Origin of the sequence: Terrabacter ginsenosidimutans (assembly GCF_039539425.1) — a bacterium.
Classification (GTDB): domain Bacteria; phylum Actinomycetota; class Actinomycetes; order Actinomycetales; family Dermatophilaceae; genus Terrabacter; species Terrabacter ginsenosidimutans.
The window spans coordinates 202,985-214,516 of record NZ_BAABDC010000005.1 but is presented as its reverse complement, the minus strand read 5'-3'; the positions used below and the strand labels follow the sequence as shown (position 1 = coordinate 214,516).

Sequence of the window (11,532 nt, the reverse complement as noted above, 5' to 3'; positions counted from 1 at the left end):
GTGCCTCGGTCAGCGGCAGTGGGCGAGGCCCATTCTCAGCTTGAGGTCGACGACCCTCGTGGCGGCGGTCTGGACCTCCTTCGCGAAGACGGGGTCCTGCTTCATCTTCCTCGTCATGGCGTCGTGCATGGCGGGAACCGTGCTCGGACGCGCGGTGAGGGTGATGTCGCCGCCGGCCTGGATGAAGCGGGTGGCGCGCTCGCCGACCGGCACCGCGGCCACGGCCCTGGCGGCGCCCACGTCGTCGGTGATGACGACCCCGTCGTAGGAGAGCCGGTCGCGGAGCAGGTCCGTGACGATCGGTCTCGAGAAGACGGCGTTGGTGCCCGGGTCGATGCGGCTGTAGATCGCGGAGCCGACCATGACGAGCTCCACCCCGTCCTGGATGCCGGTCCGGAACGGCTCGAGGTAGGGGTCGTCGACCGTCGTCGTCCGGTCGGTGATGCCGCGCGCCGTGACGTCGGTGTTGCCGGTGATGCGCCCGATGCCGGGGAAGTGCTTGACGGTGGAGGCGACGCCGCCCGCGCGCATGCCGGCGATGAAGGCACCCACCATCCGAGACACCCGCTCCGGGTCGCTCGAGAACTGACGGTCGTACTGCCCGATGGGGCCGTTGGCGCGACCGATCGACGTCGGCACGGTGTCGGCCACCGGGGCGAGGTTGACGTTGATGCCCGCCGTGCGCAGCTGGTTCGCCCAGCGGGTCGCGTCGGCGGTCAGCCCGCTCGGCGAGCCCTGGTCCTGGACGCGAGCGGACGGCATACGACTGAAGCCCTCGCCGCGCAGCTGCTGCACGGCACCGCCCTCCTGGTCGGCGGCGACGAGCAGTCCGAGGCCCGCGGTGTCCTCCGCCGACGCGAGGGCGGCCAGGTGTCGGGTCGTCACGCGCACCCGATCGGTGCCACCGGTCCACCCGCCGAGCAGGATGACCCCGCCGAGGTGGCGCCGGGCCACGAGCGCGTCGAGGCTCGTGCGGCTCGCACCGCTGTCGAGGCCGACCATGAGCAGCTGACCGGCGCGTTCGTCCGAGTCCATGCCCGAGACGATCGTGGGGGCGCACGAGGAGGGCGTGGCGGGCTGGGTCGCCGTCGTGGTGGGGGAGCCCGTGGTCGACGGGGTCGCGCTCGTGGGGGGAACCGAGGTCGGGACGGACGAGGCCGACGTGGAGCCGGACGGGGTCGTCGCCACCGCCGAGGCGGACGGCCCGGCGGCGGGCGGCGACGACGAGCAGGCGGCCGCGACCGCCGTCACGGCAGCCGCCACGACCGCCCAGCTCATGGTGGGCGGGCGGCGTCGGCTCGAGCTCTGGCGCATCGTTCGAGCCTATCCCGGCCGGACCCACGTCCTCTGCGTCGACGTGCGGGTGCGCGCCCAACAGGTACGTTGCCGCTGTGACGACCCATCCCACTCCCGTCGTGCTCGACGTCGACACCGGCGTCGACGACGCGTGCGCGCTGCTCCTCGCTGCGCTGCACCCCGCCCTCGACCTGCGCGCCGTCTCCTGTGTCGGCGGCAACGCGCCCGTCGACGACGTCGTGCGCAACACGCTCCTCGTCCTCCAGACCGCCGGTCGCGCCGACGTGCCCGTCGCCCGGGGAGCCGAACGCCCCCTGCTCGAGGCGCCGCACGATGCGCGGCACGTGCACGGCGACGACGGCATGGCCGACCTCGGCTGGGGGCCGGCCGCCGCGACCGTCGACCCGCGCCACGCCGTCGAGATGCTCCGCGACATCTGCCGCGAGGCCGCAGAGGCCGACCGCCCCGTCACGCTCGTGCCGCTCGCGCCGCTGACCAACATCGCGCTGCTGCTGCGCACGTATCCCGCTGCGGCACAGGGCATCTCGGAGATCATCTTCATGGGCGGGGCGGCCCACGTCGGCAACGCGACCGCCTCGGCCGAGTTCAACGTCTTCCACGACCCCGAGGCTGCGGCCATCACGCTCGACGCCGCCGCCGACCTCGGCATCCCGGTGACGATGTACGGCCTCGACGTCTTCTACGAGCCCGTCATCACGCCAGAGGCGGCCGCGGAGCTGGTGGCAGTGGGGGGTCGTGGCCCGGCCGAGCTCGGCGGGCGCCTCATGGACTTCCAGCGCGAGCGACTGGGCGGCGATGCCACGATCGGCGACGCGGGTGCCGTCTGTGCCGTCATCGACCGGGCGGCACTGCGCACCGAGACGCTGCCGCTCCGGGTCGAGCTCGCGGGCTCGTGGTCCCGGGGGCGCACCATCGTCGACCGCCGCGGCTGGAGCGGGGCCATCGAGCGCGACCCCCACGGCGAGGCGCCGGTCCGTGTCGAGGTCGCGCTCGATGTCGACGGCGAGCGCTACGCGCGGCTGTGGCGCGACACGCTGCTCGGCCGGACGGGGGAACCCTGATGGGCCGGGTCGCGGTGCTCGGCTCGCTCAACGTCGACGTCGTGACCCTCGTCGAGCGGCACCCGTCACCGGGCGAGACGGTGCTCGGGCAGGCCGCGGGCAGGTTCGCCGGGGGCAAGGGTGGCAACCAGGCCGCGGGAGCGGCGCGTGCCGGAACGAGCCACGTGCAGATGCTCGCCCGGGTCGGGACGGACGAGGCGGGCGCCGCCTACGTCGAGCGCCTCGCCGCCCTGGGCATCGACGCGTCGCCCGTCTCGACGAGCCGCACGGCTCCGACCGGGACCGCCCTCATCACCGTCGACGAGCAGGGCGAGAACTCGATCGTCGTCATCGCGGGCGCCAACGGTGAGCCGGACCCGTCGCTCGCCCACGAGGCGGGTCGCCTCGAGCCGGGTGACGTGTTGCTCTGCTCGCTCGAGGTCGACCTCGGCACCGTCGCCGACGCGGCCCGCGCCGCCCACGCAGCGGGTGCCCGCGTCGTCATCAACCTGGCCCCCTATGCCGCCCTCCCGCCCGACGTCATCGCGCTGGCGGACCCGGTCGTGGTCAACGAGTCGGAGATGCGTCAGCTCGCCGACTCCGACCTCCTGCCCCAGTCGCTGCTCGTGACCTTCGGGGCAGCCGGTGCGCGGTGGGGGACCGAGGGGGTCGACGGCATACCCGTTCCGACGGCGCAGGTGGGTGACACGGTCGGGGCCGGGGACGCGTTCTGCGGGGCGCTCGCTGCGGCGCTCGCGGACGGCGCGGGCCCTCGGGCGGCGCTCGAGGCGGCCAACGAGGCCGGGGCGGCCGCCGTGCGCTGGGTGGGTGCTCAGCCCGACGCCGCGCTCTGACGTCTCTCGCTGTGTACCTTGTAGGGTACGTAACCAAAAGGGTACTCTGACGCCAGAGACCCGAGATGCGACGACAGGAGCCAGGATGAGCGAGCTGACGCAGGTGCTGGGCCGGATCGAGCGGGACGGTGACGTGGTCGCCGTCGTCTTCGACCGGCACTATGCGACGACCCCCGACGACCTCTGGCAGGCCTGCACCGACCCCGAGCGCCTGGCCCGCTGGTTCGCGCCCGTGACGGGTGACCTGCGACCCGGCGGACGCTTCACCATCCACTTCGACGACGCCGACACCCCGCAGTGCCGGATCGTGACGTGTGAGCCGACGACCCGGCTCGTCTGGGAGTGGCCCATCCGCGACGTCGCGACCGTCGTCACCGCCGACGTGACGGCCGACGGTGAGGGCTCGCGCCTCGTCCTGCGCCACGAGCGGCTGACGTCGACGCAGGTGGCGGGGTATGCCGCGGGCTGGGACACCTACGTGCGCTCACTCGAGGCCCACGTCGCAGGCCTGCCCGGGCCCGACTGGGACGTCACGTGGAGCGCCCTGCACGAGCTGTATGCCGTCACCTCCTGAGCGTTCGTGCTCGGTGACCCGGGCTCGGTCCGGCGACCTGCTCTCCCAGCGGTGACAGGTCGCCGGACCCAGCCGGCGATGCCGCACCCGACGCAGACCGTCGACCCGGGTCAGGCGGGCGTCACGACGAGAGCGACCTGGCTGCCGCCCACACGCGTGAGCACGAGGGTCGCCTCCGAGCCCCCCTTGCCGCGCCCGGTCATCTTCAGCTGGCGCCGGAGCAGGTCCGCGTCGAGCGTGACGCCGCGCTTCTTGATCGTCACCCGGTCGTGGCCGTGGTCGCGCAGCCAGCGCGCCAGGTGCTTCGTCGACAGCGGCATCGCCTCGACCACCCGGAAGCGGCGGGCCCACGGCAGCTCACGCGGCCGGCCGCTCGTCACGTAGCCGACCCCGGTGGCGAGCTCGGCACCGTCGACCGCGGCGACGAGTGCCCCCGTCAGGCCGGCCCGGATGATCGCGCGGTCCGGCTCGTAGAGCCACTCGCCGACGTCGTTGATCGACGTCAGCCCCGGCTGGAGGCCGCCGTCGAACGCATCGTCCTCGGTGACGACCGACGTCGAGGACTCGGTGCAGACGGCGGCGGTGCGTCCGGACGTCGCAACGAGCGGCCCCCACCAGACGGCGCACTCGAGCACCTCGCCGTGCCAGGACGTCCACTGCGCCTCGGCGCCGCGAGGCACCGAGCCGTGGGGGAAGGCGGGGGAGAGCTTGGCGCCGGTCGCCGGGACCTGCTCGGCGAAGGCCAGCACCTGCGACCACGACGGCGAGATCGCGTCGAGCGAGAAGACGCGCTTGGTGCGGCCGCTGATGTCGGCGACGCCGGTGACGCGCCGGGCCGGGTCGAGCCACAGTCCCAAGTGGCGTCGGCCTTCCCCCTGCGGCAGCTGGACGTCCTCGGCGAGCGCGTGCGTGACCCGCGCGGACGGCCAGTGGCGCAGGTTGACGGCCGCGATGCGTGCCGTCGTGTCGTCGGCGTCGACGGCGTGGACGGTGAGGTCGAGTCCGGCGAACGCCATGGCGTCGGAGCCGAGCCCGCACCCGAGGTCGTAGACGTCCCGGACCCCGGCAGCGGCGTAGCGGTGGGCGTGCCTCGCGGCGATCGCCAGACGTGTTGCCTGCTCGAGCCCGTCGGGGGTGAAGAGCATCCCGGCGGCGAAGTCGCCGAACTTCGCAGCGCCGCGCGCTCGCAGCCGCGACTGGGTCATCGCGGCTGCGACGAGGTCCGGCGCGAAGCCGGCCTCGCGCAGGCGGCCCTGCAGGTGCAGCGACCCGCTCTCGTCGTAGGGCGGCAGCGACTGGAGCAGCGCCCAGCCCTCGCCCGCGGACAGGCGGTCGACCATCGCGGCATCCATGGCCTCATCCTCGCAGTCGCCGGCCCGGCAACCGCCGGTGCGGGCCGTTCGGAGTGCCCGGGGACGCAGAGCCGCTGGCCCTGCGAGCACCCGAGTATTGGCACTCGACTTGACCGAGTGCTAACCGCAAACCTAGATTTCTTCTTGTTGGCACTCTCGACCTGAAAGTGCCAGCGCCCTCATCGAGGGAGGTCGACCCCCGCGACGGCGGCCAGCCTCGAAGAGCCCACAGTCCGTAGTCATTCTTTCGACTGTCCCGAAGGGAAGGTCACCACCGTGTCGGTTGCCATCAAGCCGCTCGAAGACCGCATCGTCGTCAAGTCCCTCGAGGCCGAGCAGACCACTGCCTCCGGCCTCGTCATCCCGGACACGGCCAAGGAGAAGCCGCAGGAGGGCGAGGTCCTCGCTGTCGGCCCCGGCCGCTTCAACGACAACGGCACCGAGCGCGTCCCGCTCGACGTCAAGGTCGGCGACAAGGTCATCTACAGCAAGTACGGCGGCACCGAGGTCAAGTACGGCGGCGAGGAGTACCTCATCCTCTCCGCGCGCGACGTCCTCGCCATCGTCGGCTGAATCAGCCGTATGCCGTGAACGCACCCCGGTGAGCCCCGCTGGGGTCTCGCCGGGGTGCGTCTCGTTTGACCCGGGTCTGCCCGGAATCCCTAAGCACCGCAACGCAATCCGAGCCAAAGGAACATCATGGCCAAGCAGCTGGAGTTCGACGACTCCGCACGCAAGTCGCTCGAGCGCGGCGTCAACGCGCTCGCCAACGCCGTCAAGGTGACGCTCGGCCCGAAGGGTCGCAACGTCGTCATCGACAAGAAGTGGGGCGCCCCCACGATCACGAACGACGGCGTGACCATCGCCCGCGAGATCGAGCTCGAGGACCCGTACGAGAACCTCGGCGCCCAGCTCGCCAAGGAGGTCGCGACCAAGACCAACGACGTCGCCGGTGACGGCACGACGACCGCGACCGTGCTCGCCCAGGCCATGGTCAAGGAGGGCCTGCGCAACGTCGCCGCCGGTGCCGCTCCCGCCGCGCTCAAGCGCGGCATGGACAAGGCTGTCACCGCAGTCAACGACCGCCTCCTCGAGAACGCCCGCGAGGTCGACGGCAAGGACGAGATCGCCTCCGTCGCCACGCTCTCGGCCCAGGACGCCACCCTCGGTGGCCTCATCGGCGAGGCGTTCGACAAGGTCGGCAAGGACGGCGTCATCACCGTCGAGGAGTCCTCGACGACGGCGACCGAGCTCGAGTTCACCGAGGGCATGCAGTTCGACAAGGGCTACCTCTCGGCCTACTTCGTCACCGACACCGAGCGCATGGAGACCGTCCTCGAGGACGCCTACATCCTCATCAACCAGGGCAAGATCTCCTCGGTCGCCGAGATCCTCCCCGTGCTCGAGAAGGTCGTGCAGTCGGGCAAGCCGCTGCTCATCATCGCCGAGGACGTCGACGGCGAGGCCCTCTCGACGCTCGTCGTCAACAAGATCCGCGGCACCTTCAACGTCGCGGCCGTCAAGGCCCCCGGCTTCGGCGACCGCCGCAAGGCCATGCTCCAGGACATCGCCATCCTCACCGGTGGCCAGGTCATCGCGCCCGAGGTCGGGCTGAGCCTCGACCAGGCCGACCTGACCGTCCTCGGCCAGGCCCGCCGCGTCGTCCTCACCAAGGACAACACGACGATCATCGACGGCAACGGCGAGGAGGGCGAGGTCTCCGGCCGCGTCCACCAGATCAAGGCCGAGATCGAGCGCACCGACTCCGACTGGGACCGCGAGAAGCTCCAGGAGCGTCTCGCCAAGCTCGCCGGCGGCGTCTGCGTCATCAAGGTCGGCGCGCACACCGAGGTCGAGCTCAAGGAGAAGAAGCACCGCATCGAGGACGCGATCTCCGCGACGCGGGCCGCGATCGAGGAGGGCATCGTCGCCGGTGGCGGCACCGCCCTCATCCACGCCGCCTCGGCCATCGACGCCCTCGAGCTGACCGGCGACGAGGCCACGGGCGCGTCCATCGTGCGCAAGGCCGTCGCCGAGCCGCTGCGCTGGATCGCCGAGAACGCCGGCCTGCAGGGCTACGTCGTCACGTCCAAGGTGGCCGAGCTGCCCCTCGGCCAGGGCCTCAACGCGGCCACGGGCGAGTACGGCGACCTCATCGCCGCCGGCGTCATCGACCCGGTCAAGGTCACCCGTTCGGCGCTGCGCAACGCCGAGTCCATCGCGTCGATGATCCTCACGACCGACACGCTCGTCGTCGACAAGCCCGAGGACGAGCCCGAGGCCGGCGGCCACGGTCACGGCCACGGCCACTGAGGTCACCTGACGAACCGCACCACACGGCATACGACAGGGGTCGCCTGAGGGCGCCCCGGTCGTTGCCGGACATACGGCGAGGGCCGCTCCCCGATGGGGAGCGGCCCTCGCTGCTGCTCGACCTCCGCGACCCCGTCGTGTCTCGCGGTGGGCCGAGGGGCTTCGCGCCGCCGGCGACGTGTGCCGGCGGCCGTCAGGGACTCAGGAGGCCTGCTGGATGCCGTCGTAGAGCACCTCGCGCTCGGACTCCGTCAGCCCGCCCCACACGCCGTAGGGCTCGCGGACCTCGAGGGCGTGCGAGCGGCACTGCGTCAGCACAGGGCACGCGTCGCACACGGCCTTGGCCTGCGCGTCTCGGTTGCGGCGGCGAGGTCCACGCTCGCCCTCGGGGTGGAAGAAGACCTCGGGGCTGACGCCTCTGCAGGCCCCGTCCAGCTGCCAGTCCCAGAGGTCGGCAACCGGTCCGGGTAGGCGGGTGATCTCGGCCATGAACTCGTCTCTCGGTGGGGCGGGGTTGCCGCCGTGTCGTACCGGCCCGTTCGGTGCACGACATCTGGTGCGGGACCGCGGAATCGACGCTAACCGCGCCCCCGATCACGGATAAAGAGCGGAATCTTAAGGACTTGTTCAAGAATTGCCATCTGGATGGCATGCTCGTCCTCGAAGGGAGTTGCGGGCGTCGCGCTCGTCCCGGGAGGCGCCATCGCCCACTAGCATGGGTGCGCTCCGGGCCAACCCGACCAGCTCGACCGGGGCGCAGACGACGGCGTCACCAGCACAGACGACAGTTCGGGGGGACGACGACTCTCATGGGTCTTGGGTGGTCCACACACACCGGCGTAACGCCGGGTGGTGTTGGTGCGATGGAGCGGATGGACGCTCCATCGCTTCGTGAGCTTGCGGCGCTCGCCGCGCGTGACTCCAACGCGCGCGACGTGCTGCTGGCCCGCGTCAGGGACATGGCCCTGCGGTACTCCCGCGTCCGCCTCGGCCGCTTCGGCGCCGAGGACACGGCCCAGGACGTCGCTCAGGAGGTGTGCATGGCTGTCGTGACCGCCCTGCCGACCTACGAGGAGCGTGGCCTGCCCTTCGAGGCCTTCGTCTACACGATCACCTCTCGCAAGCTCGCCGACGCCCAGCGCGCCGCGATGCGCGCACCCTCGCCCGTGGCGGACCTGCCCGACGGCCCCGACGACGGGCCCACGCCCGAGTCCCTGGCCGTCATGCGCGACGACGCCGCGGCCGCGATGACGCTCATGCAGCAGCTGCCTGCACAGCAGCGCGAGATCCTCACCCTGCGCGTCGCCGTCGGCATGAGCACCGACGAGACCGCCGCCGCCCTCGGGATGTCCACCGGTGCGGTCCGCGTCGCTCAGCACCGGGCGCTGACCAAGCTGCGAGCCATGATCGCCCAGGCCGGGGCGGGTGACGTGGCATGAACGACCTGTCTCCCATGAGCGACCTCATCGCCGACGACCTCTTCCTCGACCGCCTCGCCGGCCGGGTCGACGCGGGCTCCGAGCCCCTCGCCGGGCTGCTCGGTGCGCTCGCCGCCCAGGCCGACACTCCGCTGCCGTCACGCACGAGCCGCCGCCGCATCGCCAACAAGCACCGCTACTTCGGGGCGTTCGCAGCCCTCGCGGTGGCCGCCTCCGGCGCCGGTGTCGCCGCGGCCGTCACCCTCCCGTCCAACGGCCCGAGCCAGGCCGAGCGCGCCCGGATCATCAGGATGATGGATGACAGCGCCCGCAGCGACGCCTCGAGCGCACTGCTGACCCGGCTGGGTCTGCCGCAGACGTCCGGCACCAGGCAGGCCAGGGGACTCGTCCTCGCCCGTCGCGACGACGGCACCATCGTGCTGCTGCCGGCGGCGATGGTCGCGGCGCAGCACGGAGCAGCCGGCGCAGTGCTGCCGGGCGTCGCCCTCGAGGGCCGGGTCGGCACGGGGCAGCCGGGCAACGGCCAGGGCGGTAAGGCAGCGACGGGCAACGGCCAGGGCAACGGTCAGGGCAACGGTCAGACAGGTGCCGCCGGCTCGGAGGCCGGCGGGACGACCGGACAGGACGGCGACCAGGGCGACTCGGCCGACCAGGGCGGCGGCGCCCAGACGGGGACGCCCCAGACGGCCAACACCGGCAAGAAGCCGACACCCGACACCCCTGGCACCAAGGGCGGCAAGAAGCCGACCCCGGCCTCCACCCCTTCCCCCACCCTGACCTCCTCCCCGACGGGGACACCCAGCCCGGAGGCGGTGGCCCCGCAGACGACGCTCGCCCCGCTGACCACCACGACCTCGAAGGCCCGCTCGACCGGCGTCAGCCCGACCAGTCCGCCGAGGGGGAGCAGGACACCCGCTCCCAGGCCCACGACCGGTGCTGTCGGCACGGCCGGGGCAAGCGTCACCGGCGTGTTCGACACTCTCGCCGACGGCGTCGTCCCGAGCGCTCCCACGACCGGGGACCCCGCCTCCTGACGCGTGTGCGGACGTCATCCCGGCAGCCCGTAGAATCGGGCAATGAGCCTCGGATCGTCTGACGTGCCCGCTGCTTTCGCCTCGATGGGGCTGACGTACGACGACGTCCTCCTCCTGCCGGGCTACAGCGACCTCGCCCCCAACGACATCGACACGACGACCCGCCTCACCCGCGAGCTGTCGATCCGGTCGCCGCTGGTCTCCGCGGCGATGGACACCGTGACCGAGGCGCGGATGGCGATCGCGATGGCCCGCCAGGGCGGCCTCGGCGTCCTGCACCGCAACCTCTCGATCCAGGACCAGGCCTACCAGGTCGACCTCGTCAAGCGGACCCAGACCGGGATGATCTCCAACCCGATCACCATCGGCCCCGACCGCACCCTCGAGGAGCTCGACGCGATCTGCGGCGAGTACCGCGTCTCGGGCCTGCCCGTCATCGGCGACGACAAGAAGCTCATCGGCATGGTGACCAACCGCGACCTGCGCTTCACGCCGGTCGCCGAGTGGGCGACGACGCTCGTGCGTGACGTCATGACCCCCATGCCGCTCATCACGGGTCCGGTCGGCATCAGTCGGGACGAGGCGACGGCGCTGCTGCGCCAGCACAAGCGCGAGCGCCTGCCGATCGTCGACGACGAGGGCCACCTCGCCGGGCTCATCACGGTCAAGGACTTCGTCAAGGGCGAGCAGTTCCCCGACGCGAGCAACGACGCCGACGGCCGCCTCATGGTGGGCGCGGCCATCGGCTACTTCGGCGACGCGTGGGAGCGGGCGACGACCCTCATCGAGGCCGGCGTCGACGTGCTCGTCGCCGACACGGCCCACGGCCACGTGCGACTGCTCATCGAGATGGTCCAGCGCCTCAAGAGCGACCCCGCCACCCGTCACGTCCAGGTCATCGGCGGCAACGTCGCGACCCGCGAGGGCGCCCAGGCGTTCGTCGACGCCGGCGCCGACGCCGTCAAGGTCGGCGTGGGTCCCGGCTCGATCTGCACGACCCGCATCGTCACCGGTGTCGGTGCCCCGCAGGTGACGGCCGTCCACGCCGCGGCACAGGCGTGCAAGCCCGCCGGCGTCCCGGTCATCGCCGACGGGGGCCTGCAGTACTCCGGTGACATCGCCAAGGCGATCGTCGCCGGGGCCGACTCGGTCATGGTCGGCTCGCTCCTCGCCGGCTGCGAGGAGAGCCCCGGTGACCTGATCTTCGTCAACGGCAAGCAGTTCAAGGCCTACCGCGGCATGGGCTCGCTCGGCGCGATGAGCTCGCGCGGCAAGAAGTCCTACTCCAAGGACCGCTACTTCCAGGCCGAGGTCGAGTCCGACGACATGATCGTTCCCGAGGGCATCGAGGGGCGCGTCGCCTACCGCGGCCCGCTCGCGCAGGTTGCCCACCAGATGCTCGGCGGGCTGCGCCAGTCGATGTTCTACGTCGGCGCACGCACCATCCCGGAGCTGCAGGACAAGGGCCAGTTCGTGCGCATCACGTCGGCCTCGCTCAAGGAGAGCCACCCGCACGACATCCAGGGCATGGTCGAGGCGCCCAACTACACCGTCGGCTGAGCCCGGCCGACGATGACGTATGCCGTCCCGCGACCGAGCGGGACGGCAT

The 11,532-nt window shown here is 72.0% G+C and carries 11 protein-coding genes; 8 read left to right on the top strand and 3 right to left on the bottom strand.

Annotated elements, in window-relative coordinates; genetic code table 11:
- Window positions 1–9: 9 nt before the first annotated feature.
- Complete coding sequence (locus ABD831_RS16000; RefSeq protein ID WP_344948751.1) at window positions 10–1,314, bottom strand: glycoside hydrolase family 3 N-terminal domain-containing protein; 1,305 nt, start codon at window positions 1,312–1,314, stop codon at window positions 10–12.
- 77 nt (window positions 1,315–1,391) lie between these two features.
- Between ABD831_RS16000 and ABD831_RS15995 the strand changes: the two genes are divergently transcribed.
- The 3 genes from ABD831_RS15995 to ABD831_RS15985 all read left to right on the top strand — a co-directional run bounded on the left by ABD831_RS15995 (window position 1,392) and on the right by ABD831_RS15985 (window position 3,785).
- Window positions 1,392–2,378, top strand: coding sequence for a nucleoside hydrolase (locus ABD831_RS15995; protein ID WP_344948748.1), 987 nt, complete (start codon window positions 1,392–1,394; stop codon window positions 2,376–2,378).
- The gene (locus tag ABD831_RS15990) at window positions 2,378–3,211 is read left to right on the top strand and encodes a PfkB family carbohydrate kinase (RefSeq protein ID WP_344948746.1); all 834 of its coding nucleotides are present in this window, start codon (window positions 2,378–2,380) and stop codon (window positions 3,209–3,211) included. Before ABD831_RS15995 ends, ABD831_RS15990 begins: the two co-directional genes overlap by 1 nt.
- 85 nt (window positions 3,212–3,296) lie before the next feature.
- Window positions 3,297–3,785, top strand: coding sequence for an SRPBCC family protein (locus ABD831_RS15985; RefSeq protein ID WP_344948744.1), 489 nt, complete (start codon window positions 3,297–3,299; stop codon window positions 3,783–3,785).
- A 110-nt stretch (window positions 3,786–3,895) separates the two neighbouring features.
- Here the strand turns inward: ABD831_RS15985 and ABD831_RS15980 are convergent, their stop codons facing one another.
- The gene (locus ABD831_RS15980; protein WP_344948741.1) at window positions 3,896–5,137 is read right to left on the bottom strand and encodes a class I SAM-dependent methyltransferase; all 1,242 of its coding nucleotides are present in this window, start codon (window positions 5,135–5,137) and stop codon (window positions 3,896–3,898) included.
- A gap of 276 nt (window positions 5,138–5,413) precedes the next feature.
- Here ABD831_RS15980 and groES point away from each other — a divergent pair, with 276 nt between their 5' ends.
- Together groES and groL are read left to right on the top strand one after the other, a co-directional pair.
- The gene (groES, locus tag ABD831_RS15975; RefSeq protein ID WP_142178742.1) at window positions 5,414–5,710 is read left to right on the top strand and encodes a co-chaperone GroES; all 297 of its coding nucleotides are present in this window, start codon (window positions 5,414–5,416) and stop codon (window positions 5,708–5,710) included.
- A 126-nt stretch (window positions 5,711–5,836) separates the two neighbouring features.
- Window positions 5,837–7,450 carry a chaperonin GroEL gene (groL, locus tag ABD831_RS15970; protein WP_142178741.1) on the top strand — a complete coding sequence of 538 codons (1,614 nt, stop codon included), beginning with the start codon at window positions 5,837–5,839 and terminating at the stop codon, window positions 7,448–7,450.
- 201 nt (window positions 7,451–7,651) lie between these two features.
- Here groL and ABD831_RS15965 read toward each other — a convergent pair whose 3' ends face one another.
- Window positions 7,652–7,939: a WhiB family transcriptional regulator gene (locus tag ABD831_RS15965; RefSeq protein ID WP_142178740.1), complete on the bottom strand. Its 288-nt coding sequence runs from the start codon at window positions 7,937–7,939 to the stop codon at window positions 7,652–7,654.
- Between the two features lie 383 nt (window positions 7,940–8,322).
- Here ABD831_RS15965 and ABD831_RS15960 point away from each other — a divergent pair, with 383 nt between their 5' ends.
- Genes ABD831_RS15960 through guaB form a run of 3 tightly spaced genes read left to right on the top strand, consistent with a single transcriptional unit; the run spans window position 8,323 to window position 11,483 of the window.
- Entirely contained in the window at window positions 8,323–8,889 is a 567-nt protein-coding gene (locus ABD831_RS15960; protein ID WP_344948737.1) for a sigma-70 family RNA polymerase sigma factor, read from the top strand.
- Window positions 8,890–8,903: 14 nt separating this feature from the next.
- On the top strand, window positions 8,904–9,923 hold the full coding sequence (locus tag ABD831_RS15955) for a hypothetical protein (RefSeq protein WP_344948734.1): 1,020 nt from the start codon (window positions 8,904–8,906) through the stop codon (window positions 9,921–9,923).
- 42 nt (window positions 9,924–9,965) lie between these two features.
- Window positions 9,966–11,483: an IMP dehydrogenase gene (gene guaB / locus ABD831_RS15950; protein ID WP_142178737.1), complete on the top strand. Its 1,518-nt coding sequence runs from the start codon at window positions 9,966–9,968 to the stop codon at window positions 11,481–11,483.
- The last annotated feature ends 49 nt before the right edge of the window (window positions 11,484–11,532 follow it).

Coding starts and splice junctions, on each gene's coding strand:
- ABD831_RS16000 (WP_344948751.1), bottom strand. CDS start 1,314: ATGCGCCAGAGCTCGAGCCGACGCCGCCCGCCCACCATGAGCTGGGCG.
- ABD831_RS15990 (WP_344948746.1), top strand. CDS start 2,378: ATGGGCCGGGTCGCGGTGCTCGGCTCGCTCAACGTCGACGTCGTGACC.
- ABD831_RS15985 (WP_344948744.1), top strand. CDS start 3,297: ATGAGCGAGCTGACGCAGGTGCTGGGCCGGATCGAGCGGGACGGTGAC.
- ABD831_RS15980 (WP_344948741.1), bottom strand. CDS start 5,137: ATGGATGCCGCGATGGTCGACCGCCTGTCCGCGGGCGAGGGCTGGGCG.
- groL (WP_142178741.1), top strand. CDS start 5,837: ATGGCCAAGCAGCTGGAGTTCGACGACTCCGCACGCAAGTCGCTCGAG.
- ABD831_RS15965 (WP_142178740.1), bottom strand. CDS start 7,939: ATGGCCGAGATCACCCGCCTACCCGGACCGGTTGCCGACCTCTGGGAC.
- ABD831_RS15960 (WP_344948737.1), top strand. CDS start 8,323: ATGGACGCTCCATCGCTTCGTGAGCTTGCGGCGCTCGCCGCGCGTGAC.
- ABD831_RS15955 (WP_344948734.1), top strand. CDS start 8,904: ATGAGCGACCTCATCGCCGACGACCTCTTCCTCGACCGCCTCGCCGGC.
- guaB (WP_142178737.1), top strand. CDS start 9,966: ATGAGCCTCGGATCGTCTGACGTGCCCGCTGCTTTCGCCTCGATGGGG.